This window comes from Paraburkholderia kururiensis JCM 10599 = LMG 19447, from assembly GCF_003986935.1.
GTDB classification, from domain to species: Bacteria; Pseudomonadota; Gammaproteobacteria; order Burkholderiales; family Burkholderiaceae; genus Paraburkholderia; species Paraburkholderia kururiensis.
On record NZ_RJZE01000005.1, the window covers coordinates 223,042 to 246,222 of the forward strand.

The following is a 23,181-nucleotide window of genomic DNA, read 5'->3' on the forward strand; positions in this document are numbered from 1 at the left end:
AAGTTTTAGAGATCGATGTTCGGCACGCGGAACTGGCCTTCCAGCGACTTCAGTTCGGCGCGATGCAGTTGCGCGAGCTTCGCGAGCACGCGCTCGCCGGCTTTGAGCAGATGCACTTCCACCTGGCGCCGGTCCGTTTCGCTCGTTCTGCGCTCGACCAGTTCGAGCGCTTCGCAGCGCGACACGAGCGCGACCATGCCGTGATGCTGCGTCTGCAGGCGTTCGGCCAGCTCGCCGATGGTGGCCCACTCGCGGCCCGGGAAGCCTTTGATGTGCAACAGCAGCAGATACTGCAACGGTGTAATGCCCTCGCTCTGCGCGGCCTGTTCGGAGAAACGTTCGAACCGGCGCATCTGGTAGCGGAATTCCGAAAGCTGCTCGAAATCGGCCTTCGCGAGCGCTGGAAGCTTCTTGTTCATTAACAGCGATTTCCCGTGACTAAACGGTAAACATATCATTTCTTGATATATTTACCCGGCCCTGTGAAGGGGAACCACCGCCCCACGCCAAAGCGTCAGAGACGGCACTCAGATGGAATTCACGCGGCGAGACGCTGCTCGCGCGACGTCTGCCGATACAGCCCGGCAATCAGGTCCGCCTGCGTGATGATGCCGGCCAGCCGGCGTTCGTTGTCCAGCACGGGAATATGGTGGTGCCCGTAGTGGGCGAACACGGGCACGAGGTCCGCAATCGGCGTGGACACGTGTACGGTGTGCACGCTGCGGCTCATCAGCGAACCGGCCGTGACGGCGCGTTGCGCAGCAGGCGCGCGCCCACCAAAACCAGGCCGGAGCGCCATGCCTGTGCCCCACCATCCCGTCGACTTGCGCGGCCTCGCGCGGGCCAGGTCCGCGCGCGTGACGATACCCGCTACGTGACGGCGTTCGTCCACCACGGGCAGCGCCTTGATGTTGTATCGCTCGAGCCGTTTCAACGCGGCCCACGCGGACGTGCCGGACGATACCGTCACCACGTCGCGCGACATCACGTCGGCGCAGGTCAGTTCGTCGAACGAGCGGCTCCACGCCTGCAATTGCACGTCGCGCAGCAGCGCTTCGAGGTCGCCCGTGTCGATGTCGAGCAGTTCGCTGCGGCCGCGCAGCACGGCCTCCAGATCGGCGCGCGCGAAGGTCTGCGCGGGCGCGGGCACGCCGGGTGCGCGCACGGGGCGGTCCTGCTTCGGCGCCGCGTGCGGATAGCGGTGGCCCGTGAGGTTGTGATAGACGATCGCCGCGCCGAGCAGCACGGCCGACTGTGTCGCGATAGGCGCAAGCACGAATCCGTAGCCCAGCGCATGAATGGCGGGCCCGCCCAGCACCGCAGTAAGCGCCACCGCGCCCGACGGCGGATGCACGCAGCGCAGCGCGAACATCGCGCAGATGGCCAGTGCGACCGCCGTGGCCGCGGCGTACACCGGATTGGCGATGAGGGTTGCACACGTCACCCCCACCACGGCCGACACAAGGTTGCCGCCCATGATCGACCACGGTTGCGCAAGCGGACTGGCAGGCACGCCGAACAGCAGCACGGCGGACGCGCCCATGGGCGCCACGAGCAGCGGCACGTTGACGTCGGACGCGGGCAGCAGCAGCCGCATCGCCGTGCCCGTAAGCGCAATGCCGACGAGCGCGCCTACGGCGGAGCGCACGCGTTCGGACCAACGGATCGCAACAGTGGCGGGCATAAAGCTGGCGAACCAGCGGGTGACGACAGAACGGGACACGGCTTGAACCAGTGAGAACGAACGAAGCGATGGCGCCGGGAGGCCACCCGAAAGGCGGGACACTCATGCCACCCGGCAGGGCCGCGAATTATATCGCGTTGTGATATATCGCGTCGCTATGTCGCGCCGTTGCCGCATCCTGGCGCGTCTTCGTGTTGGACATCCGCGCTCGCACATGCTACGGCGCCGTTCCTCGGCCGAACGCTGTCCCCATTTCGTCAGACGGTTGAAGCCTCTTTGAAAGTGCAGTGCCCCGGGGCTTTCACAGGGCCGTGTTTCAATCTGGCGCGATTCTGGAAGGTTCTGCAAGGAACAAACACAACTGACCCCACCACGACTCGGGAGAATCGAATGTCTTTTCGCCAGGCCTGCGCGCTGAGCGCCGCAGCAGCCGCCGGGGCAACCGCCCTCGCCCTTGCCGCCTGCAGCAGCAGCGGCAACGACGTCAATCAGACCGTCTCGAACCAGGACGCGCTGACGACGGCCACGCCGATCAAGCACCTCGTCGTGATCTTCAACGAGAACGTCTCGTTCGATCACTACTTCGCGACTTACCCGAATGCCTCGAACCCGACGGGCGAGCCGGCATTCACGGCGGCAGCCGGCACGCCGTCGATCAACGGGCTCTCGGGTTCGCTGCTCACGGCAAACCCGAACTTCACGAACACGGCGAACGGCGCGGGCGCCTCGAACCCGTTCCGTCTGGACCGCACGCAGGCGGCCACGGCTGACCAGAACCACGCCTACACCGCGGAACAGGAAGCCTACGACAACGGCCTCGCCGACCTCTTCCCGAAGTTCACGGGCAAGGGCACCAGCGGCGGCGCCGGCGCGTTCGGCACCACGGGCCAGGTGATGGGCTACTACGACGGCAACACCGTGACGGGCCTCTGGAACTACGCCCAGCACTACGCGATGAGCGACAACGCCTATACGACGAGCTACGGCCCGTCCACGCCGGGCGCGCTCAACGTGATCGCCGGCCAGACCAACGGCATGCAGGTCGTCACCGCGAACACCGGGCCGGTCTCCGCCACGGCCACGTCGTCGTACTACGTGGACGACGGCCAGGGCGGCTTCACGATGATCAACGACGTCGATCCGGGCTTCGACGTGTGCTCGAGCACGACCAACGCCGCGATGATGACGGGCAAGAACATCGGCGACCTGCTCAACAGCGCGAACATCACGTGGGGCGGCTTCATGGGCGGCTTCGACCTGTCGCAGACGAACTCGAACGGCACGACGGGCTGCAAGCGCAGCACGCTCTCGCCGGTCGTGAACGCCAGCACGGCCGACTACATTCCGCACCACAACTGGTTCCAGTACTACAAGTCCACCTCGAACCCGCAGCACACGCGGCCGAGCAGCATCGCCGCCATCGGTTCGAGCCTCGAGACGGACGGCAAGACGCCGGAGCCGGCGAACCACCAGTACGACGCGGACGACTTCTTCGCCGCGGTGAAGGCGGGCAATTTCCCGTCCGTGAGCTTCGTGAAGGCGCCGGCGTTCCAGGACGGCCACGCGGGCTACTCGGATCCGCTCGACGAACAGGCGTTCACGGCAAAGGTCGTCAACTTCCTGCAACAGCAGCCCGACTGGAAGAACACCGCGGTGGTCGTGACGTGGGACGACTCGGACGGCTGGTATGACCATGCCTACACGTCGCCGACGCTCGCTTCGTTCCACCCGCTCGCCGACCAGTTGAACGGCGCAGGCGTGTGCGGCAGCGGCACGGCGCCGAACGGCGTCAACGGCAAGCCCGTGAACGGCCGCTGCGGCCCTGGCACGCGCATTCCGTTCCTCGTCATCTCGCCGTGGGCGAAGACGAACTTCGTCGACCACACGCTGATCAACCAGTCGTCGGTAGTCCGCTTCATCGAAGACAACTGGTTGAACGGTCAGCGCCTGGGTGGTGGCTCCGCGGACGCAAGCGCGGGCAGCATGATGAACCTGTTCGACTTCACGGGCACGCCGAAGACGTCGCCGGTCTTTGTCGACCCGACGCAAGGCACGGTGGTCGCCACGCCGCCGGCAAGCTGATACGCCCGTTGTCTCGTTTGCTGACGTCTGAAACACAAACCGGCCGCGAGGCCGGTTTGTTGCTTGAAGCGAGGTTGGCAGCAACGCTTGCATCAACGTTTGTGTCGACGCCCGCGCCACTGCAGCCGCCGCGCTGCACGCGCGGCGTTCAACTCCTCCGAGTCATTTGCCGCATCGAATCGTGAACGCTCCTTCCCTGCCGCAACCCAACGCCGGTTCCACGAATGGCCCGTCAGCGCGCCCGAAGGGCAGGCTGTGCCGTCGTGCCATGCACGCCCTGCTCTACGCGCTTGCTGTGCTCGCGCTCGCGTCCGTCTGGGCGCTCGTGTTCCCGCAGCAGATGCCCGCCGCGATCGGCGAGTACGTCGAAACGCTGACGGGCGCGAATCCGCATCCGGTCACGCTGATGCGACCCGCAACCGCGCCGCTCAGCGCCGTCGCGCTGCTCGGCAAGCAGATGTTCTTCGATCCACGGCTCTCGGCCTCGGGCCAGCAGTCGTGCGCAACGTGCCATAGTCCCCAACACGCGTACGGCCCGCCCAATGCGCTGCCCGTGCAGCCTGGCGGCGCGCACATGTCGCTGCAGGGCGACCGCGCCGTGCCCTTGCTGACCTACCTCTATCGGCAGCCGAACTTCAGCATCGGTCCCGACGATGGCGAAGCCGAAACCACCGCGAGCCTCGCCGACACCGCCGCCCAGGCTGCCAGCACGCCGCGCGCGCAAAAGGTGGCGGGCGCTGCGCCCGCGGCACCGGCCATGGTGCCGCAAGGCGGCCTGTTCTGGGATGGCCGCGCCGACACGCTGCAGGCACAGGCCTACGGCCCGCTCTTCAATCCTGTGGAAATGGCGAACACGGACGTGAAGACCGTCGCGGCAAAAATCGCCGAGGCGCCCTACGCCGCCACGTTGCGCCAGTTGTTCGGGCCGGCCATCTTCAACGATCCGGCGCGGGTCGTGTCCGAAGCGATGTTCGCCATTGCGCGCTACCAGGTGGAAGACCCGTCGTTCCACCCCTACACGAGCAAGTACGACTACTGGCTCGAAGGCAAGGTGAGGCTCACGCGCGCGGAGATACGCGGCCTGCACCTCTTCACCGACAAGAACCGCGCGAACTGCGCGGGCTGCCATCTCGCCACGCCGGGCAAAGACGGGCTGCCGCCCATGTTCACCGACTTCCAGTACGAAGCGCTGGGCGTGCCGCGCAATCGCACGCTCGCCGTGAACCGTGACCCCGCGTTTCACGACATGGGCGTGTGCGGCCCGCATCGCACGGATCTGTCGACCCAGACGCAATACTGCGGCATGTTCCTCACGCCCTCGCTGCGCAATGCGGCCACGCGTCAGGCGTTTTTCCACAACGGCGTCTATCACTCGCTCGAAGACGTGATGAAGTTCTACAACCTGCGCGACACGGACCCCGGCAAGATCTACCCGCGCGGCCCCGACGGCAAGGTCGTGAAGTACGACGATCTGCCCGAGCGCTTCCACGCGAACATCGACGTGACAGACGCGCCGTTCGACCGCCATTTCGGCGAGCCGCCCGCCATGAGCGACGCGGACATCAAAGACATCATCGCGTTTCTGAAGACGCTGGACGACGGGTATCCGCTGCAGACGGCGCAGAAGTAAAACGGCGGGTGTTGCCTCGAATCGCGGACGGGCCGCGCGGTCAGACGTGCGGCAGATCGTCGATGGATTTTTCTACCGTGCCGTTGGGCTCGTCGGTGTCGATGCCGTCGTGCCCGTCCGTATGCGAGACCGTCTTGATTTTCGGTCCCAGGTAGCGCGTGCCGCCCAGCGTGAAGAGCGACCACACGATGTTGCCGGCATGAATGGCGTTGACGACGTCGCCCACTTCCACGATCTGCGCTGAAGAAAGCGACGCATGCGATTTCGGATCGATCGCGGCCCAGCGCACGTGGGTCACGCGGTCCGTATGGGGATTGATGCGTATGCCGTCGATAGCAAACGTAGCCATATCCACCTCCGCTTACTGGTGAGGAAATCGCTCGAACAAAGCGCCAGCGCAAAAGCCGGACGCAGCATCTCTCATGATATGCGTACTTTCACGGGCGTGCGGCAGTGTTTTCGGGTTCCGTCCCTTAGTTAGGTGCACTACGCGGAATGCGGTTCGACCAGATGCGAGCGCACGAAGCTCACGTGCTCGCGCAGCACGTAGAACGCGTCCGCATAGGCAAGCGGCACGCGCACGTTGTTGAGCGACGCCTCGATGCCGTCCAGTTCATCGAGCAGCGACTTGCGCTGCGCTTCTGTTGCGTGCCGCATGGCGCGCCGCTCAATGGCAATGAGGACGCCGTAATAGCGGTAGAGCCGCGACCTCACGCGCCAGCGAAATAGCGCCGGCACGACGCGAAGCGCGGGGAAGAGCAGCACCGCAACGGGCAGCAGCAGCACGAGCATGCGGTCTGCCACCGTCGCCAGCCAGAACGGCAAACTACGGTAGAGAAAGCTCTTGCCCGATTTGTAATAGCGCGCCGCATCTTCGCTGATGGGGTATTCGTGCGCGATCAGCTTCGGAAACTGGCCCGCGCCTTGCAGCAGCCCCGCGGTGCCGTTCACTTCCTGAGCCGCTTCGATGATGAGGTCCGAAATCGCCGGATGAAGGTTGCGGCGAGCCACAATCTCCACCATGGGGCTGATCATGTGCACGGTGTTCGGCGGCACCTTGCGGCGAAGGTCGAGCACGCCGGGCGGCAGGTCGAGTTCGTCGAGATAGGGAAAGAGGCGCGTATAGGCGCTCGCCTCCGCGAAATCCATCACGGAAACGCCGGGAATGGCGAGCAGCCGCAGCATGAGTCCGCGGTCTGCGGAATCGCCGCTCAGCAAGGCGGCGTCGATATTGCCGGCCACCAGCTGCTTCGCGGCGTCGAGGCCGTCGAGCGGCAGCAGCGTGGTTTCGCCGCCGGCATGAATGCCGTTCGCATCGAGCAGCTTCAGCGAGAGCATGCGCGTGCCGCTCCCCTCGCGCCCGATCGCGATGCGCTTGCCTTCGAGCTCGGAGAGCTGCGTCATGCCGCTGCCGCGGTAGAAGACCACGATCGGCACGTAAAACACGCTGCCGAGCGACATGAGCGACTGTATCGGCAAGCCGTCCGACACGCCGCCCTGCACGAGCGCGAGATCCACATGCTGATGCGCATCGAGCAGACGTTTCAGGTTCTGCACCGAGCCGTCGGATTCGAGCACGCGCACCGTGATGCCGTTACGCGCGAGAATCCGTTTGTATTCGAGCGCGTTCTGCATGAACACGCTGTCGCGCGGACCGGCGCTGATGGTGATGCTGCCGGGCGGCGCCGGGTCCACGATCCAGACCAGCGCGGCGACGAGCAGGCCGAAGAACAGAACGAATGGTGCCGCGGTGAGCACCACGTCGCGCCACACGGGATACGCGTGGTCGCGCAGAAAGGTCTGACGGCGCAATCGATATGGCTTCATGGCCCCCGCCGGAAAAGCCCCCGGCACGCACCGCTTTTCCCGGAGACGGCTTGCTCGGCGAATGCGGAATGGTGCCTGGGCGCTGACGCGCCGACTGTCGGCGTGTGTGTAATGTAGGGACGAACCACGTGCCCTGTCAAAGCGCGCAGGCCGCGATGCCGGCGCGCAGCGCGCCGGGCGCACAGAAGGAGGACACGATGAACGACCACTCAGAACACGACGACGCCTACGATCTGCAGCGTTTCGTCGATGCCCAGGACCCCGTCTATGCCCGCGTATGCGAGGAATTGCGGGCGGGCCGCAAACGCAGCCACTGGATGTGGTTCGTATTTCCGCAGATCCAAGGCCTGGGCGACAGCGCCATGGCGCAGCGCTTCGCCATCTCGTCGCTCGCCGAGGCCGAGGCGTATCTGCGCCATCCCGTGCTCGGCCCGCGGCTGCGGCAGACCACCGGGATCGTGAACGCCGTGGAGGGTCGCGCCATCGAAGACATCTTCGGCTACCCGGATGACCTGAAATTCCGCTCGTCGATGAGCCTCTTTGCAAAGGCCGCCACGGACAACACGGTGTTTCTCGACGCGCTGCGCAAGTACTTCGAAGGCGAGCCCGACGCGCGCACGCTCGCCTTGATCGCGCAGCAAGGCGCATAACGGCAAACGGCCCGTTCCCGGCAAAGGGAACGGGCCGTTGGGGGCCTGCCTGCAGCGGTTACCGTGGCAACCGCCGCCGCGTTACCAGGTTACCCAGGTTACCAGGTCATGCGCTGGAGCACGCGGTCCTTGAGCACGAAGCGGTGGAACAGCGCGGCGCCCACGTGCATGCCGATCAACACGAGCAGCACCCATGCGAGCGCGCTGTGGACGTCGCCCATGGCGTGGCCTACGCTCGAACCCGTTGCGGAAAGCGCGGGCAGCGGGATTGCGCCGAGCAGCTCAACAGCCCAGCCGCGCGACGACGCGTTGGCCCAACCCAGCAGCGGCACGGCCACGAGCGCAGCGTAGAGCAGAAAGTGCGTGGCGCCCGACACCGTATTGAGCAGCGGCGAAAGATTGGCAGGCGGCGGACGGTGCGTGAGACGCCAGACGATACGAAGCACCATGGCGGCCACGAGCGCGGCGCCCACGGCAAGGTGCAAGGCGATGAGGCCGACGGGTTGCGTGTCGCGATGCACTTCGGGCATCGTCCAGCCCAGTACGAACTGGGCGCAAACCAATGCCACGATGAGCCAGTGAAGCAGACGGGCCACCGGGTCGTACCGGCCCACGTCGTGTTGGGTGTTGGTCATGAGTCACTCCCTGACAAATTGACAGGGACGCATCTTGCCCGATTTTTCTTACCAGTTGCTTAAGAAAATAATGGCCGCGACATGCAAGGCTCAGACGTCTTTCTGGCTCTCGTCGAAATCGGAGGAGAGATGCTCGCAAACGTGTTCGGTCATGTCGTCGATCACGCGCTTCACGTGCTCGTCGGCGGCCTCGTAGAAGATCTGTTTGCCGCGCCGTTCCGCCCGCAGCACGCGCGCCGCGCGCAGCAGCCGCAGATGATGGCTCACGAGCGGCTGCGAGAGGCCGTGCTTCGCGGCGATATCCGAGACGCACATCGGCGCGCTCAGGCACGACGCGATGATCTTCAACCGGCTCGGGTCGCCCATCAGCCGAAACATTTCCGCCAGTTCCACCACCTGGTCATCGCTCAACTCGAAGGGTTGCATCCACGCTCCTCTGCGATCACATCAATAGATGTTTATATGTGTATATAATGCCCAGACCTCCAGTTTAGCCACGCAACCCTCCCATGGCACATCCACACTCGCACGGCCACGATCATCCGCACGACCACGACCATCGCGAAGCGCACGATCACGACCATCCGAATCATCACGACGATCACGATCACGGCCATGGCCATGGCCATGGCGGCCACGACCACAGCCACGCAGGTCACAACCATCTGCACGGCGTCACGGACCAGCATCGCATCGGCTGGGCGTTCGTCGTCATCGCGTTGTTCATGGTGGTGGAGGTGGTGGGCGGCCTGATTTCCGGCTCGCTCGCGCTGCTCGCCGACGCCGGCCACATGGTCAGCGACGCCGCCGCGCTCGGCTTCAGCTGGGTCGCCATTCACTACGGCAAGCGCCCCGCTACCGCGCAACTTTCCTACGGCTACAAACGGCTCGAAATTCTCGCTGCGTTCGTGAATGGCTGCGCGCTCTTCGTCATTGCCGCGTGGATCGTAATCGAGGCCGTGCAGCGGTTCGCCTCGCCCGTGCCCGTTGCAGGCAAGACGATGATGATCGTGGCGATTGCGGGTCTTGCGTCGAACGTGGTCGCGTTTCTCGTTCTTCACGGCGGCAACCGCGAAAACCTCAATCTGCGTGGGGCATGGCTGCATGTGCTGGGCGACATGCTGGGCTCGGTGGCCGCCATCGTGGCCGCGGGCGTGATTCTGCTGACGGGCTGGACGCCGATCGACCCTATTCTCTCGATCTTCGTCGCCGTCGTGATTCTCAAGAGCGCGTGGGGCATCGTGCGGTCGTCGGCGCATATCCTGCTGGAGGGCTCGCCCGAAGGCACGGATCTCGCCGAGATCAAGTCAGACCTCGAACAAAACGTGCCCCAGGTGCGCAACGCGCATCACATCCACGCGTGGTCCATTACCGGCGAACAGCACATGGTCACGCTGCACGTGCATCCCGCGGAGGGTGCGCCGCATCGCGAAGTCGTGAGCGCCGTGCAGCGCCGGCTGGCTACGCGCTTCAACATCGATCACGTCACCGTGCAGATTGAAGAAGACGTGTGCATGGACGAACAGGCGCACGAGCACGGCGGCGCAGGCAGCAAGAACTGCCATTAACTGCCATTAGCTGCCATCAGGCTTAGGCCTTCGGCGCGAGCGGCGCATTCTCCGTCCGCTCGCGCGCGGCTTCACTGCCAACCTACGACGCCGCTTCCCAGCGCGCCTGCGCAACGTCGAGCTTCTTCGGAATCAGCCTGAGATTCGTGAACGTATCGGCAATCTGCTGCTGATACGCGATCGTGGCCGCATCCACACGCTGCACGCCATACGTCGTGCGCTTCAGCGCGAGTTCCAGCGTGCCCGTGTCGAGCCCCACCTGCGGCGAAAGCTGCGCGGCCACGGCCGGAATGTTGTCGCGTGCCCACGTGTCGATACGGCTCACCTCTTCCAGCAACGCATGCACGAGTTGCGGCTGCGCACTCGCGAACTTGCGGCCCGCGAGGTAGTACTGCGTGTTGCGCACGAGCCCTTCGCCATCCACGAGCACGCGCGCATTCGCCTGACGCTGTACGGCTGCAAGATAAGGATCCCAGATCACCCACGCGTCCACGCTGCCCTGCGTGAATGCCGCGCGAGCGTCCGCAGGCGGCAGATACGCGGGCACGATCTCCTGATAACCGACCTTCGCGCTTTCCAGCGCCTTCACGAGCAGGTAATGCACGTTGGAGCCGCGATTGAGCGCCACCTTCTTGCCGCGCAGATCGGCCACCGAGCGAATCGGTGAATCGTGCGGTACCACGATGGCTTCGGCCTTCGGCGCGGGCGGCTCGCTGCCGATGTAGACGAAATCCACGCCGCCCGCCTGCGCGAAGATGGGCGGCGTCTCGCCCACCGTCCCCACATCCACGGCGCCCGCGTTGAGCCCTTCGAGCAATTGCGGACCACCGGGAAACTCGGTCCACTGCACCGTGATGCCCAGCGGCGCCAGGCGCTTTTCGAGCGCACCGCTCGCCTTGAGCACGATGAAGTTGCCGTACTTCTGGTAGCCCACGCGCAACACCTTGCCGCTGCCTTGAGCACGTGCGTCGATGCTGGCCGCGAGCGCGCCCAGCCCGCCCAAGCCGCCGGTAATGCCTGCAACGCGCACGGCGGCGAGTGCCGCCGTGCCTGCCACTGCATGCTTGAGTAGCGAGCGCCGTTGCCCGTTATGCGCGCGTGATTCGATGTCGTCGTGTGATGAATGGTTCGATGTCATGGTTTGTTCGCCTGGCCTTGTGTTTCGCAGGTGTTTTGTGCTTAGTGATGTCCGGATGTCCGAGTGTCCAGACAGGAAGTGCCATCATGCGTGGCTCATAAGCGCACGGTCAACGCGCTGCTTCCAGTTTTTTCTGCTATCCATTTCGCGGTCGCGCATATTCCCGTATATCGCGGACGTTCATCGCAAATGCGCAGATCGATATCGGAAATCCTTCGTTTGAGGTACATGCTGCGCTGGCTAGACTGCGAACTCGTCTTGTCATGACAAGTTCACCCAATGCCTCCGTTCACTGCCACACCGCCCCTCGCCGCTCTGCCGCCTCAACCGCGCTATGCCCAAATCAAGGACATATTGCGTTCGCGCATTCTGGACGGCACCTACGCGCCGCACGGCCGCATGCCTTCGGAATACGAACTGTGCACGTCGTTCGGCGTGAGCCGTATCACCGTGCGGCAAGCGCTCGGCGATCTGCAGAAGGAAGGGTTGCTCTTCAGACAGCACGGCAAGGGCACGTTCGTTTCGCGGCCCAAGGCGTTTCAGAACGTGACGTCGCTACAAGGCTTCGCCGAAGCGATGTCTTCGGTGGGTCACGAGGTGGTCAACCAGGTGCAGGGTGTACGTGCATTGACGGCAAACGGCACTGTCGCCGCGCGGCTCGCACTTGCCGAAGGCACGACCGTGATCGAGGTCAGGCGCGTGCGGCTGCTCGACCGCGAGCCGGTGTCCTACGAAATCACCTGGGTACCCGAATCAATCGGCAAGCGGCTCGCAAGGGCCGATCTCGCGACGCGCGACATCTTCCTCGTCATCGAGAACGATTGCGGCGTGACGCTGGGCCACGCCGACGTCGCAGTCGACGCCACGCTCGCCAGCGCCGAAGTGGCGAGCGCGTTGAATGTCGGGGAAGGAAGCGCCGTGTTGCGCATCGAGCGCCTCACGCACGACGCCAACGGCGTGCCCATCGACTACGAATATCTCTACTTCCGCGGCGACGCCTTCCAGTACCGGCTGCGGATAGACCGCGAACGCGCCGATAGCGAAAGCGCCCGCTCATTCACAAGGCAAGCGTCATGAACACCCACGTGCTCGAATACGACATCGTCGTGATTGGCGGCGGCACCGCCGGCCCAATGGCCGCCGTGAAGGCGAAGGAACGCGACCCGACGCTCAACGTGCTGCTGCTCGAAAAGGCCAACGTGAAGCGCAGCGGCGCGATCTCCATGGGCATGGACGGCCTCAACAACGCCGTGATTCCAGGCCATGCCACGCCGGAGCAGTACACGCGCGAGATCACCATTGCGAACGAGGGCATCGTCGACCAGTCCACGGTGTATGCCTACGCGAAGCACAGCTTCGCGACGATCGAACAACTCGACCGCTGGGGCGTGCGATTCGAAAAGGACGCCACGGGCGACTACGCCGTGAAGAAAGTGCATCACATGGGCTCATACGTGTTGCCCATGCCCGAAGGCCACGACATCAAGAAGGTGCTGTACCGGCAATTGAAGCGCGCCCGCGTCGCGATCACCAACCGCATCGTCGCCACTCGGCTGCTCACCGATTCGCATGGCAACGTATGTGGCGTACTCGGTTTCGACTGCCGCACCGCGGACTTCTACGTGGTCCGCGCAAAGGCCGTGATTCTCTGTTGCGGCGCCGCTGGGCGCCTCGGCCTGCCCGCGTCGGGTTATCTGATGGGCACCTACGAGAACCCCACCAACGCCGGCGACGGCTACGCGATGGCATGGCACGCGGGCGCCGCACTCTCGAATCTGGAGTGCTTCCAGATCAATCCGCTCATCAAGGATTACAACGGACCGGCCTGCGCTTACGTCACCGGTCCGCTGGGCGGTTTCACCGCGAACAGCAAGGGCGAACGCTTCATCGAATGCGACTACTGGAGCGGCCAGATGATGTGGGAGTTCTACCAGGAGCTGCAAAGCGGCAACGGCCCCGTGTTCCTGAAGCTCGATCACCTTGCGGAAGAAACGATCCAGACCATCGAGCAGATTCTGCACACCAACGAACGCCCTAGCCGCGGTCGCTTCCACGCCGGACGCGGCACCGACTACCGGCAACAGATGGTGGAAATGCACATCTCCGAAATCGGCTTCTGCAGCGGCCACAGTGCGTCGGGCGTGCGTGTGAACGAACACGCGCAGACCTCGGTACCAGGGCTTTATGCGGCCGGCGACATGGCCGCGGTCCCGCACAACTACATGCTCGGCGCGTTCACCTACGGATGGTTCGCCGGCCAGCATGCGGCGGACTACGTGGCGGGCCGCTCGCACGCCCCGCTCGACGAGGCGCAAATCGCAGCGGAACGCGCGCGCATCTATGCGCCGCTCGAACGCGAAAGCGGACTCGCGCCCGCGCAGGTCGAATACAAACTGCGCCGCATGGTGAACGACTACCTTCAGCCGCCGAAGGTGACGCGCAAGATGGAGATCGGCCTCGCGCGCTTTGCGGCCATCGTCGACGACATAGACGTCATCAAGGCGCAGAACACGCACGAACTCATGCGCGCGGCGGAAGTGCGCGCCATTCGCGATTGTGCGGAAATGGCCGCACGGGCCTCGCTTTTTCGCACGGAAAGCCGCTGGGGCCTGTATCACCATCGCGTCGATTTTCCGCAGCGCGACGACCACGACTGGTTCTGCCACACGGAGTTGTACAAGAACGAGCGCGGCGAGATGGCTTGCAGAAAGCGCCCCGTGGAGCCGTATGTCGTGCCGTTGGCCGACAGCGAACGCGACGCTTATACGAAGCTGCGCATCGAAACGAAGCCTGCGGAAACGCAGTTCGCCTGAATACTCCCTTCACGTATTACGTTATGGAGCGCGTCATGCCGCTTCCACCGCACACCCCACGCGACATTCTTCATCGCAGTTCGGCGCCGGTCACGATCGACGAAGACAAGTGCATTGCCGACAAGGGCTGCACCGTGTGCGTCGATGTCTGCCCGCTCGATCTGCTCGCCATCGACCTCAGCAAAGGCAAGGCCTACATGCAGTTCGACGAATGCTGGTACTGCATGCCCTGCGAGCAGGACTGTCCGACCGGCGCGGTGAAGGTGGACATTCCTTATCTGTTGCGTTGATGCGCCTGAATGGAGCCCTGCTTCTCATGACCGTTCAACCGTTCGCCACGCGCGAAGACATGGTCGCCAGCGCAGCTTCGACGGAAACGTCGACGCTGCTCGCGAAGCTTTCCGCCACGGATGCCGCCGTGCGTCGTGTCGCGCTCATCGAACTCGCGGACCTTGAAGACCCCCACCTCGTCGCGCCGGTTCGCAACGCTTTGCGCCATGACGCCGACGCGGCCGTGCGCGCTGAGGCCGCCCGCATCCTCGCTGCCTGGGAAGACGAAACAACGGTGGATGCACTGTGCAGCGCACTGCTCGATACGTCGGACGAAGTGCGAGAAACGGCGGCGCAAAGCCTTGCCGCGTTAAAGCAGGCAGCGTCGGCAACGACACTGTGTCGCTGGGCTGCGCGTCCTGAGCCTCACGTGCTGGCTGCGGTGCTACGCGCGTTGCGGGAATTGCGGGCGGCGGAATCGTTCACGCCCGCCCTCGACGCACTCGGCCATGCCGACGCGAACGTTCGTCTGGAAGCAGTCGGTGTGCTCGGCTGGCTGCGCGACGCACGCGCCCTCGCGCCGCTCGCAAGGCTCGTCACGCACGACGATCACGCCGACGTACGCCGGGCCGCTGCCGGCGCCCTGGGCTTCACCGCAGCAGACGACTTCGTCGCCACCCACGCCCTGCTCGCCGCACTACGCGACGAGGCGTGGCAGGTGCGCGAAGAAGCGGCCACGACGCTCGGCAAGCTGCGTCCCGCGATCGCGCGCGAACCTCTGATTGCCGCGCTCGACGACCCGTTCTGGCAGGTCCGTGTTCGCGCCGTACGCGCGCTAGGACGCCTTGATGATATCGACGCGGCGCCCAACGTCGCGAGTCTGCTCGCCCATGCCATCAGCAATCTGCGCAAGGAGGCCGCGCTCGCACTCGGCGAACTCTGCGACCCACGCACCGTACCTGCGTTGCAGGCCGCACGCGACGATCGCGACCCCGACGTGCGCAAGGCCGTGAGGATCGCGTTAATCCAGTTGGAAAGCGCGGCGCGATGAATCCGCCCGAAGAGGTCACGCTGAACAGCGCAGCAGGCATCCTGACCCTGCGCTGGAGCGCTACGCGAACACTCTCCCTTCGCTGTGCGGTGTTACGCGCCGCTTGCCCGTGCGCGGCGTGCCGCCAGGTGCGACTCAGCGGCCGGACAGTGGACGTGCCGCAGGACGTGACACTGCTCGACGTGCAACCTGTGGGCCGCTACGGTCTTCAACTCGCCTTCGCCGACGACCACCGCCGGGGCATCTATCCGTGGTCCTATCTCGAAGGCCTCGGCGCCTGAACACAACGCCAGCGCCTCATTCGGTGTGTTCGTCGCACCACTGGATGGCCCACTTTTGTGCCGCCGCCACTGCGTCCGTGTCGAAATGATAGTCGCCCAGGTCGCCCGAATACTTCACTTCGACGGGCGCGTTGCCCTGCCCGGTGCGTCGGAAAATCTTCGCGCGCGCGTAGAAGTGGCCACCTTCGTCGAGCGGCGATGCGTCGATATGAAACTGCTTGTAGTCGAATTTCATCACAGCCTCCTGGCATCTTCGCGATGCGCGAAACGCTGCACGCGCGTCGGTAGTTAACGCGTTTGTACCCGAAGCGGCATTCTCACCAGCGCCTCCAGTCCGCCGCCATCGCGCGGCCGGAACTGCAACGAACCGCCATGCAGGCGCGCAATCCGTTCCACGATTGCAAGGCCCAGGCCCGTGCCGCCCGACAGCGTGCGTGCATTGCTGCCACGGCTGAACGGTGCCTTCAACTGTTCGAGTTCGTCCGCAGCGAGGCCCTTGCCCCGATCGCCCACGGCCACACAGGCCATACCGGCCTCCGTCCATGTTCGTACAGCAAGACCGGTACGTCCATACGCCACTGCGTTCTGCATGAGGTTCATCAGCATTCGCATCGTGCCGACAGGGCGAAACGCGAACACAGGCACCTCGCCCAGCGAAAGTTCGAAGTCGTGGCCGAGGCCCGCGAAATCCGCGGCCAGTTGACTGACGAGCGCGTTGAGGTCGCCCGGCTGTGCGATCTCTCGCTCGCCGCTGCCGGCATAGTCCATGAACTGCTGGAGGATGGTGTCGATCTGGTCGAGGTAGCGCTGCGCGGCGGCGGAGAGCGAATCGTCGGCCACTTCGCGGCTTCCGTCGGCAGATGGGCTCATTGCCAGCGCAAGACGCAGCTTCGTGAGCGGCGTACGAATGTCGTGCGACACGCCGGCCAGCATCAGCGCGCGCGTTGCTTCTGCCTGGCGTAGCGCCTCCATCATCTGGTTGAACGCCCCGCTCACCTGGGCGATTTCGGTGGGGCCGTCCGTCGGCAACGGCGCGGGCGACTCGCCCGCGCTCAACTGCTGTGCCGCCTGCGCGAGTTCGCGCAAGGGCCGGTTGATATGCCGCTGGATCGCATAGCCCGTCAGCGCCGCAGCCAGCGCCAGCACGATGGAGAGCGCGAGCGCCGTGGTCACGCCGCTCACTTCCGCCTCTTCGTTCAGGGGCAACGTGATCCAGTACGGCGCGCCGGCCACGTGTACGCGAATCCACAGCTTCTGTGTGCTGCCGATCTGCCAGATGACGGGCATATCGGCGGGCAGGTGACGCCTCAGTGCATCGAGGAACACCTTGCGCTGCATCATGCGGTAGAAGTGGACGGGATCGCGACGCGGCTCGTCGTCGATCGTGGACGGCAGCGCTTCCACAGCGCCCAGCCGCGCGGCCGCCGCACGGCCTTCGTCGGCCCGCAACGGCGCGAGCGTGCGGTCGATACGCTGCACGTAGTCGGCAAACGCGATCGCCGCGCGTTCCACACGCGGACGCTGCACGTAATGCAGCAGCACCGTGAGCGAGCAAATCTGGGTGAATGCCACGAGTGCGACCAGCAACACGATGTTGCGCGCAAGGAGCGAACGCGGCGACAGCGAATGCGGCACGTTGCGCGCCGGTGTCTGATGCATCGCGGACGGCACGTGGCTCGTCATGATTCGATGTCGGCCACCAGCATGTAGCCGACGCCCCACACCGTTCGAATGAAACGCGGCTTCGACGGATCACTCTCCACGATCTGGCGCAGCCGCAGAATCTGGACGTCGATGCTGCGGTCCAGCGCCTCGTGATCGCGGCCGCGCGCGCGGGCCAGCAGATTCTCGCGGCTCACGGGCCGGTTCGGCGAAGCGCCCAGCGCCTGCAACAACAGCATCTGCGCCGAATGCACCTCCACCGGTTCCCCTCCTCGCGTGAGCGTCTGCCGGCCGACGTCGAAGCGAAACTCGCCGAAGCGCAGCGCCTGCGCGGCCACGACGGCGTCGCCGGCCGCCATCTTCCGCCCGCGCAGCAATGCGCGAATGCGAGCCACGAGTTCGCCGGGCAGGAAAGGTTTTGCAAGGTAATCGTCGGCGCCTGTCTCGAGGCCGACCACTCTGTCCACCGGGTCGCCCTTCGCCGTGAGCATGAGGATGGGCAGCGTGTACCCTTCGGCGCGCAAGCGGCGGCATACCGAGAGGCCGTCTTCCGGCTCCATCATGAGATCGAGCACGAGCAGGTCGAACGGCTCGCGCTGCAGATAGCGGTCCAGGCGCCGGCTGTCCGCCACCACCCGCACGTGAAAGCCGTGCTGTGCGAGGAAGCGTTGCAGCATGTTGCGCAACTCCGCCTCGTCGTCGAGCACGATGATCTTCTCCGCCCGCTCCATGCCGCGTCTCCGGGTCTGTGCCTCGTCGCGATTGTGCATCAACTTCGACACGATGCGGGTCTGTTCCGCGTGTTCCCGGGTTTGCGCTCCAGTAGCGCAGCGAGCCGAATACGCTTGAGGGGTGGCGCCGCTCAACGTGACGCCATACGTTGCTTCATGAAGTCTTCGATCTGCGCCAGCGTCACGAAGCCCATTTTTTGCGTATCGATCTCGTCGAAATGCTGCGCGACCCTGGGCATGCCGGCGGCTGCCTGCTCGCGCGTGAGCTTGCCGTCGTGGGTGGTGTTCGCACTGGCAAAGCGGGTCTGGAGTTGCTGGAGCATGCGCTCCATACGCATGCCACCTGCGGGCGGCGTGGCTGTCTGTGCCATCGCGGCCGTGGAAAGGATGCAAATGACGAGCGTGACGAGTACGCGTTTCATGAATTCCTCCGTGTCGTTCTGCCCTCCGGCACGGCGCCGGCAACGTGCGGCATCTCGTGCAGTGGGCAGTGGCAGGCGAATCTTAGAGGCGTACGCAGACGAAGGCGACTACAGAATCATGTCGCGGTATGTCACTGCTGCCGGGTGCGTCGGCATCGCTCAGACCGGATGGGCCCTCGCGAAATTCTTGTACGCGGCGTAGCCCTGCTTCTTCGTCACACCGTCCGCATTGACCAGACCGAAGGTGCCCTCGGCCGCCACGTCGAACAGCTCATAGAAACAGATGCCGGCGATGTTGTAGGCGGAGCGGTCCGTGAAGTACTGGTTGAAAACCTGCGTAATGTAGGCCGCGCCCTGATCGGTGTCGCCGGTGTTGAAGCCCACTTCGGTGATCCACACCGGCACGCCGTACTGCTGCAGGTTCTGCAGGATGTTGAGCGGCGTCGCAGTACCGTCGTAGGCGGTAATGATATTGCCGCTCGTCTCGTACCAGTGCCAGCCCGTGTAGTCCCACGTGAGCCGCGGGTGGCCGCTCGTGCCGTCGGGCTGGGTGCCGTTCCACAGCATGTTGTTGAAGCCGATGAGCGTCGTGACGCCGCCGCCGCGGATGATCTTCGCGCCCGGCTGTACGGACTTGATACCGTCCGCTGCGCCGCGCAGCAGGCCGCGCACGAGCTGAAAACGTGTGTTGTCGAACGAGGACGGCGTTTCGCCCACGCCGATACAGCAGTAGTCGTCAATCTCGTTGCCGATCTCATAGATCGAGCAATACGCCTGCAATGCGGTAGCGGTATTCACGCCGCACTGGAACGCCCAATCGTAGTTGTCCTGTTCGGTCGTGGTGAACATGGCTTGATGGAACGCGAGGCACGGCAGAATCGTCACGCTCGTGCCGGCAGCGGCCTGCGCGTAGCGCGCAAGCGTTTGCGCGTCACTCGTAGCGCCGTAGCAATCGAGCCGGTAAACCGTGGCGCCCAGGTCGGCGAGCATCGCGATCTGTTGCGCGGGTGTCTGCGTGGCATACGCGCCCGTGGTCTGCAGCGGATGACCGTTGAGCCCGTAGAAAATGGGCGCGCTGCGCGGGTCCGACGCAATGCTCCAGACGCCGTTCAGGTTCTTGTACCAGACGCCGGCAACGTTGCGCGCGTACACCGTGTGGTTCCAGTACAGCAGCATGTTCGGCGTAATGGGGCACAGCGTGTTGGTGTGCCCGCAGATCACGCGGCCGTTCGAGATCGTCCAGTTCATGCCGGCCGCGTCGATAAGCTGCGTGGCAGGGGGCAACGTGGTGCCCGACGTGGATTCCGCGAGTTTCGTGGCGACATTGTTCGAGGCCGTGGACGTGCCCGTCGTGGCGGTCGTCGCGCCGGTCGCCGTGGTGCCCGCGTTCGTCGTCGTGTTCGATCCGCTCGTATTCAAGGCGGTGGTCGTCGTGGTGCTGCCTCCACCGCCGCCCCCGCCTCCGCACGCGGCGAGCGTCAGGCTCCCCGCCCCGGCCAGCAGCCCCGCGAGAAATTTCCGGCGCGACACGGGCGCGTCAATAGCAAGCCCGCGTGCGTCGCGCGGCGCCAAAACATTTCTGGACGACATGATACGGATACCTGAATACGTGTAATGAACCGGCTAGAAAGCCGCAAGCTTCAGAAAGGAAGAGTTCGGGAAGTGAGGACGCGAGAGCCGCGTGCCGCCCCAATGGGGACCGTTGGGGCCGACGGTTGCTGGAGGGAGAAATCCGGAGCGAACATTCCGACGCCGGCCTGTATAACGGCGGCGATGGGTGTGACTTTAGGAGGATTTGCCGTTTTTCTTCAGGCGCGTGCGGGCGCCGGTAAGACGTACCTGGCGCCTGCGGCGGCGGGGCGTTCAGCGCAGGTCGAGCGGCACGAAACGACGCGTATTTTCGTGATGGATCAGTAAAGCGGCCCGCTTTTTCGCATCGGACGGCAGCCTGGCGATGCCGGTATTAGCACGAGCGCTTCAGAGTGACAGAACAACCTCGTCGGCGCGCTATCGCGCCGACGTGATGGTTTCCTCACGCGCCTGTCCATCCACCGCAGGCAATACGCCGGAGACCTGCACGCGATGCGGCTGCAACAGCAGCGCGACGAGCCCCGTCCATCCCGTCTGATGCGATGCGCCTACGCCGCGCCCGTTGTCGCCGTGAAAGTACTCGTGAAAAAGCACGAGGTCATGCGAGCGCGGATCGTCCTGCAATTGCGGATAAGCGGCCATGACGGGACGCCGCCCTTCCTTGTCGCGCAAAAAAAGCGTCGTCACGCGGCGCGTCAGTTCGTCGGCAATCTCGCGCAGCGAGAGCATCGTGTCCGATCCCGTGGGGCACGCCACGCGGAAGTCGTCGCCGTAGTAGCGGTAGAACTCGTACAGCGACTCGATCAGCAGATAGTTGACGGGCATCCAGATGGGCCCGCGCCAGTTCGAGTTGCCGCCGAACACGCGCGTATCGGATTCGGCGGGCAGGTAGCGCACGCCAAAGCGCGCGCCATCGTGTTCGAACACGTAGGGCGCTTCGCAATGCGCGCGCGACAGTGCACGCACGCCGTGGCGCGAGAGAAATTCCGTCTCATCGAGCGTGCGCCGCAACAGCGCTTTCATGCGATGCCCGCGCAACAGCGAAAGCAGCGTGGTGTTGCCCTTGCCGGGTTCGGTCCAGCGGGACACGAGGCGCGCCAGATTCGGCCGATGATCGAGAAACCAGTCGAGCCGTTCGCGCAGCCCCGGCAGCTTGCCGTGCACGCGTTCCTCGAGCACGTGCACGGCAAAAAACGGAATCAGCCCGACGATGGAGCGCACGCGCATCGGCATACGCCCGCCGTCGGGAAAGTGCAGCACGTCGTAGAAGAATTCGTCTTCGTCGTCCCACAGGCCGGTGCTGCACCCTTCGCTGCAGCAGATGGCTTCGGCGATGTACAGGAAGTGCTCGAAGAACTTCACCGAAATGTCCACGTAGGCCTTGTTCGTGACGGCGAGTTCGAGACCGATGCGCATGAGGTCCAGCGCATACGAGGCCATCCACGCCGTGCCGTCCGCCTGATCGATACGGTCACCCGCAGGCAGCCGCGAGGAGCGGTCGAATATGCCGACGTTGTCGAGGCCCAGAAAACCGCCCTGAAAAATGTTGCGGCCTTCGGCGTCCTTGCGGTTCACCCACCACGAGAAATTGAGCAGCAGCTTGTGGAAGATGAGTTCGAGAAACTCGCGGTCGCCCTCGCCTGTGACTTCGCGGTCCAGCTCGTACACGCGCCACGCGGCCCACGCGTGTACCGGCGGATTGGCGTCGCCGAACGCCCATTCGTATGCGGGCAGTTGCCCGTTGGGATGCTGGTAGCGCTCTTTCACGAGCAGCAGCAATTGCTTCTTTGCGAGGTCCGGATCGACGAGCGCGAGCGCCGCCGCATGAAACGCGAGGTCCCACGACGCGTACCACGGGTACTCCCACTTGTCCGGCATCGATACGATGTCGCCATTGCACATGTGACGCCAGTCCGCGTTGCGGCCGTGGCGGCGGGCGCGCGGCGGCTTCGGCTGGCCTGGGTCGCCATCGTGCCAGCGCGTCACGTCGAACTGGTAGTACTGCTTGGACCACAGCATGCCCGCCAGCGCCTGACGCTGTACGAGCCGCGCGTCGGGGTCTTCGACGTCGTGCTGAAGCGCCGCGTAGAACTCGTCGGCCTCGGCAAGCCGCTGCGCGAAAAGCGCGTCCAGATCGAGTGGATCCGTGCTGGCCGCCGCCTCCGGATGCCAGCGCAAATACAGCACCACACGCCCATGCGGTTCGAGATGCAGGCACACGTGGGCCGCCGCGCGCGTGCCGCGATCGCGGCGAATGGCGTGCTCGTCGCCATGCACGATGTAGTCGTTAATGCCGTCCTTGAAAGGGCCTTCGCCTTCCATGCCGAAATGACGGCGCACGTTCGTCTCGTTCTCGCAGAAGATCCATTCGATGGGCTGCGGCGCCGTCGCCGTCACAACGAGCGGTTCGAGCGAGGGGTATTGCGCAAGCACACCTGCGCCGCCGTCTTCGTAGCGGCTCAGCGTAAGCGTGGCCTTGCTGTGCTTCGTCGACCATGCCCAGCGGTTGCGCGCCCAGAAATGCGGCAGCACGTGCAGCGAGGCCGAGATGTCCGCGCGATTCTCCACTGTTACGCGCATCGCCATGTCGTCGGGCGTGTGCTTCGCGTATTCGACGTAGACGTCGAAGTAACGGTCGTCGTCGAACACGCCTGTATCCAGAATCTCGTACTCGGGCTGGTCTGCGCCGCGCCTGCGGTTTTCATCCACGAGGTCCTGGTACGGATACGCCGCATGCGGGTACTTGTAGAGCATGCGCATGTACGAATGCGTGGGCGTGCCGTCCAGGTAGAAGTACAGCTCCTTCACGTCCTCGCCGTGATTGCCCTCTTCGTTGTTGAGACCGAACAGGCGTTCCTTGATGATGGGATCGCGCCCGTTCCAGAGCGCGAGCGAGACGCACCAGTTCAGCGGGTCGTTGCCGAATCCCGCAAGGCCGTCTTCGCCCCAGCGGTACATGCGGCTGCGCGCATGATCGTGCGGAAAGTAGTCCCACGCGGTGCCGTTCTCGCTGTAGTCCTCGCGCACCGTGCCCCATTGCCGCTCGCTCAGGTACGGCCCCCAACGGCGCCAGCCATCGAGCTCGGGGCCGTGCAGACGCAACCCTTCGGCTGTTTTCAACAGATTGGCACGTAACGCTGACATAGC

The 23,181-nt window shown here is 64.6% G+C and carries 22 protein-coding genes; 9 read left to right on the plus strand and 13 right to left on the minus strand.

Features of this window, described 5'->3' with window-relative positions; all coding sequences use genetic code 11:
• Positions 1-5: 5 nt before the first annotated feature.
• Together PKKP23_RS07950 and PKKP23_RS07955 are read right to left on the minus strand one after the other, a co-directional pair.
• A complete protein-coding gene (locus tag PKKP23_RS07950; protein ID WP_126876480.1) occupies positions 6-419 on the minus strand; it encodes a MarR family winged helix-turn-helix transcriptional regulator in 414 nt (137 codons plus the stop codon).
• A gap of 119 nt (positions 420-538) precedes the next feature.
• Complete coding sequence (locus PKKP23_RS07955) at positions 539-1,723, minus strand: HPP family protein (RefSeq protein ID WP_126876481.1); 1,185 nt, start codon at positions 1,721-1,723, stop codon at positions 539-541.
• Between the two features lie 351 nt (positions 1,724-2,074).
• Here PKKP23_RS07955 and PKKP23_RS07960 point away from each other — a divergent pair, with 351 nt between their 5' ends.
• Positions 2,075-3,766, plus strand: a complete 1,692-nt coding sequence (locus tag PKKP23_RS07960) for a phospholipase C (protein WP_126876482.1) — start codon at positions 2,075-2,077, stop codon at positions 3,764-3,766.
• A gap of 178 nt (positions 3,767-3,944) precedes the next feature.
• A complete protein-coding gene (locus PKKP23_RS07965) occupies positions 3,945-5,396 on the plus strand; it encodes a cytochrome-c peroxidase (RefSeq protein ID WP_168724547.1) in 1,452 nt (483 codons plus the stop codon).
• A 40-nt stretch (positions 5,397-5,436) separates the two neighbouring features.
• On the opposite strand, the gene PKKP23_RS07970 is transcribed toward PKKP23_RS07965, so the two are convergent.
• Both PKKP23_RS07970 and PKKP23_RS07975 read right to left on the minus strand, forming a co-directional pair.
• Entirely contained in the window at positions 5,437-5,745 is a 309-nt protein-coding gene (locus PKKP23_RS07970; RefSeq protein ID WP_017777403.1) for a hypothetical protein, read from the minus strand.
• A 137-nt stretch (positions 5,746-5,882) separates the two neighbouring features.
• Positions 5,883-7,223: a TAXI family TRAP transporter solute-binding subunit gene (locus PKKP23_RS07975; RefSeq protein WP_126876484.1), complete on the minus strand. Its 1,341-nt coding sequence runs from the start codon at positions 7,221-7,223 to the stop codon at positions 5,883-5,885.
• Positions 7,224-7,420: 197 nt separating this feature from the next.
• Here PKKP23_RS07975 and PKKP23_RS07980 point away from each other — a divergent pair, with 197 nt between their 5' ends.
• Positions 7,421-7,873 carry a DUF1810 domain-containing protein gene (locus PKKP23_RS07980; RefSeq protein WP_126876485.1) on the plus strand — a complete coding sequence of 151 codons (453 nt, stop codon included), beginning with the start codon at positions 7,421-7,423 and terminating at the stop codon, positions 7,871-7,873.
• A gap of 98 nt (positions 7,874-7,971) precedes the next feature.
• Here PKKP23_RS07980 and PKKP23_RS07985 read toward each other — a convergent pair whose 3' ends face one another.
• A complete protein-coding gene (locus PKKP23_RS07985; protein ID WP_017777400.1) occupies positions 7,972-8,508 on the minus strand; it encodes a cytochrome b in 537 nt (178 codons plus the stop codon).
• 90 nt (positions 8,509-8,598) lie between these two features.
• On the minus strand, positions 8,599-8,934 hold the full coding sequence (locus tag PKKP23_RS07990; RefSeq protein WP_017777399.1) for an ArsR/SmtB family transcription factor: 336 nt from the start codon (positions 8,932-8,934) through the stop codon (positions 8,599-8,601).
• Between the two features lie 83 nt (positions 8,935-9,017).
• On the opposite strand from PKKP23_RS07990, the gene PKKP23_RS07995 reads away from it, so the two are divergent.
• Positions 9,018-10,076, plus strand: a complete 1,059-nt coding sequence (locus PKKP23_RS07995; RefSeq protein WP_126876486.1) for a cation diffusion facilitator family transporter — start codon at positions 9,018-9,020, stop codon at positions 10,074-10,076.
• An 82-nt stretch (positions 10,077-10,158) separates the two neighbouring features.
• On the opposite strand, the gene PKKP23_RS08000 is transcribed toward PKKP23_RS07995, so the two are convergent.
• Positions 10,159-11,214: a sulfonate ABC transporter substrate-binding protein gene (locus PKKP23_RS08000; protein ID WP_126876487.1), complete on the minus strand. Its 1,056-nt coding sequence runs from the start codon at positions 11,212-11,214 to the stop codon at positions 10,159-10,161.
• A gap of 279 nt (positions 11,215-11,493) precedes the next feature.
• Here PKKP23_RS08000 and PKKP23_RS08005 point away from each other — a divergent pair, with 279 nt between their 5' ends.
• The 5 genes from PKKP23_RS08005 to PKKP23_RS08025 are packed head-to-tail and all read left to right on the plus strand — an operon-like array spanning position 11,494 to position 15,629.
• Complete coding sequence (locus PKKP23_RS08005; protein WP_126876488.1) at positions 11,494-12,291, plus strand: GntR family transcriptional regulator; 798 nt, start codon at positions 11,494-11,496, stop codon at positions 12,289-12,291.
• Positions 12,288-14,027, plus strand: a complete 1,740-nt coding sequence (locus PKKP23_RS08010; RefSeq protein WP_126876489.1) for a fumarate reductase/succinate dehydrogenase flavoprotein subunit — start codon at positions 12,288-12,290, stop codon at positions 14,025-14,027. The genes PKKP23_RS08005 and PKKP23_RS08010 overlap by 4 nt, the downstream gene beginning before the upstream one ends.
• A gap of 35 nt (positions 14,028-14,062) precedes the next feature.
• Entirely contained in the window at positions 14,063-14,317 is a 255-nt protein-coding gene (locus tag PKKP23_RS08015; RefSeq protein ID WP_126876490.1) for a 4Fe-4S dicluster domain-containing protein, read from the plus strand.
• A gap of 26 nt (positions 14,318-14,343) precedes the next feature.
• A complete protein-coding gene (locus PKKP23_RS08020) occupies positions 14,344-15,348 on the plus strand; it encodes a HEAT repeat domain-containing protein (RefSeq protein ID WP_126876491.1) in 1,005 nt (334 codons plus the stop codon).
• Complete coding sequence (locus PKKP23_RS08025; RefSeq protein WP_126876492.1) at positions 15,345-15,629, plus strand: DUF971 domain-containing protein; 285 nt, start codon at positions 15,345-15,347, stop codon at positions 15,627-15,629. Before PKKP23_RS08020 ends, PKKP23_RS08025 begins: the two co-directional genes overlap by 4 nt.
• 16 nt (positions 15,630-15,645) lie before the next feature.
• On the opposite strand, the gene PKKP23_RS08030 is transcribed toward PKKP23_RS08025, so the two are convergent.
• The 6 genes from PKKP23_RS08030 to PKKP23_RS08055 all read right to left on the minus strand — a co-directional run bounded on the left by PKKP23_RS08030 (position 15,646) and on the right by PKKP23_RS08055 (position 23,178).
• Positions 15,646-15,864: a hypothetical protein gene (locus PKKP23_RS08030; protein ID WP_017777391.1), complete on the minus strand. Its 219-nt coding sequence runs from the start codon at positions 15,862-15,864 to the stop codon at positions 15,646-15,648.
• Positions 15,865-15,917: 53 nt separating this feature from the next.
• The gene (locus PKKP23_RS08035; protein WP_126876571.1) at positions 15,918-17,288 is read right to left on the minus strand and encodes an ATP-binding protein; all 1,371 of its coding nucleotides are present in this window, start codon (positions 17,286-17,288) and stop codon (positions 15,918-15,920) included.
• 20 nt (positions 17,289-17,308) lie between these two features.
• The gene (locus tag PKKP23_RS08040) at positions 17,309-18,022 is read right to left on the minus strand and encodes a response regulator (protein ID WP_126876493.1); all 714 of its coding nucleotides are present in this window, start codon (positions 18,020-18,022) and stop codon (positions 17,309-17,311) included.
• Between the two features lie 131 nt (positions 18,023-18,153).
• Positions 18,154-18,444: an EF-hand domain-containing protein gene (locus tag PKKP23_RS08045; protein WP_126876494.1), complete on the minus strand. Its 291-nt coding sequence runs from the start codon at positions 18,442-18,444 to the stop codon at positions 18,154-18,156.
• 159 nt (positions 18,445-18,603) lie between these two features.
• On the minus strand, positions 18,604-20,034 hold the full coding sequence (locus PKKP23_RS08050; protein ID WP_126876495.1) for a glycoside hydrolase 5 family protein: 1,431 nt from the start codon (positions 20,032-20,034) through the stop codon (positions 18,604-18,606).
• A 417-nt stretch (positions 20,035-20,451) separates the two neighbouring features.
• On the minus strand, positions 20,452-23,178 hold the full coding sequence (locus PKKP23_RS08055; protein WP_126876496.1) for an MGH1-like glycoside hydrolase domain-containing protein: 2,727 nt from the start codon (positions 23,176-23,178) through the stop codon (positions 20,452-20,454).
• Between the last annotated feature and the right edge of the window lie 3 nt (positions 23,179-23,181).

What these genes read in the sequence shown, in the direction of transcription:
- PKKP23_RS07950 (WP_126876480.1), bottom strand. Translation starts at nt 419, where the DNA reads ATGAACAAGAAGCTTCCAGCGCTCGCGAAGGCCGATTTCGAGCAGCTT.
- PKKP23_RS07960 (WP_126876482.1), top strand. Translation starts at nt 2,075, where the DNA reads ATGTCTTTTCGCCAGGCCTGCGCGCTGAGCGCCGCAGCAGCCGCCGGG.
- PKKP23_RS07970 (WP_017777403.1), bottom strand. Translation starts at nt 5,745, where the DNA reads ATGGCTACGTTTGCTATCGACGGCATACGCATCAATCCCCATACGGAC.
- PKKP23_RS07975 (WP_126876484.1), bottom strand. Translation starts at nt 7,223, where the DNA reads ATGAAGCCATATCGATTGCGCCGTCAGACCTTTCTGCGCGACCACGCG.
- PKKP23_RS07980 (WP_126876485.1), top strand. Translation starts at nt 7,421, where the DNA reads ATGAACGACCACTCAGAACACGACGACGCCTACGATCTGCAGCGTTTC.
- PKKP23_RS07985 (WP_017777400.1), bottom strand. Translation starts at nt 8,508, where the DNA reads ATGACCAACACCCAACACGACGTGGGCCGGTACGACCCGGTGGCCCGT.
- PKKP23_RS07990 (WP_017777399.1), bottom strand. Translation starts at nt 8,934, where the DNA reads ATGCAACCCTTCGAGTTGAGCGATGACCAGGTGGTGGAACTGGCGGAA.
- PKKP23_RS07995 (WP_126876486.1), top strand. Translation starts at nt 9,018, where the DNA reads ATGGCACATCCACACTCGCACGGCCACGATCATCCGCACGACCACGAC.
- PKKP23_RS08000 (WP_126876487.1), bottom strand. Translation starts at nt 11,214, where the DNA reads ATGACATCGAACCATTCATCACACGACGACATCGAATCACGCGCGCAT.
- PKKP23_RS08005 (WP_126876488.1), top strand. Translation starts at nt 11,494, where the DNA reads ATGCCTCCGTTCACTGCCACACCGCCCCTCGCCGCTCTGCCGCCTCAA.
- PKKP23_RS08010 (WP_126876489.1), top strand. Translation starts at nt 12,288, where the DNA reads ATGAACACCCACGTGCTCGAATACGACATCGTCGTGATTGGCGGCGGC.
- PKKP23_RS08015 (WP_126876490.1), top strand. Translation starts at nt 14,063, where the DNA reads ATGCCGCTTCCACCGCACACCCCACGCGACATTCTTCATCGCAGTTCG.
- PKKP23_RS08020 (WP_126876491.1), top strand. Translation starts at nt 14,344, where the DNA reads ATGACCGTTCAACCGTTCGCCACGCGCGAAGACATGGTCGCCAGCGCA.
- PKKP23_RS08025 (WP_126876492.1), top strand. Translation starts at nt 15,345, where the DNA reads ATGAATCCGCCCGAAGAGGTCACGCTGAACAGCGCAGCAGGCATCCTG.
- PKKP23_RS08030 (WP_017777391.1), bottom strand. Translation starts at nt 15,864, where the DNA reads ATGAAATTCGACTACAAGCAGTTTCATATCGACGCATCGCCGCTCGAC.
- PKKP23_RS08035 (WP_126876571.1), bottom strand. Translation starts at nt 17,288, where the DNA reads ATGCATCAGACACCGGCGCGCAACGTGCCGCATTCGCTGTCGCCGCGT.
- PKKP23_RS08040 (WP_126876493.1), bottom strand. Translation starts at nt 18,022, where the DNA reads ATGGAGCGGGCGGAGAAGATCATCGTGCTCGACGACGAGGCGGAGTTG.
- PKKP23_RS08045 (WP_126876494.1), bottom strand. Translation starts at nt 18,444, where the DNA reads ATGAAACGCGTACTCGTCACGCTCGTCATTTGCATCCTTTCCACGGCC.
- PKKP23_RS08050 (WP_126876495.1), bottom strand. Translation starts at nt 20,034, where the DNA reads ATGTCGTCCAGAAATGTTTTGGCGCCGCGCGACGCACGCGGGCTTGCT.
- PKKP23_RS08055 (WP_126876496.1), bottom strand. Translation starts at nt 23,178, where the DNA reads ATGTCAGCGTTACGTGCCAATCTGTTGAAAACAGCCGAAGGGTTGCGT.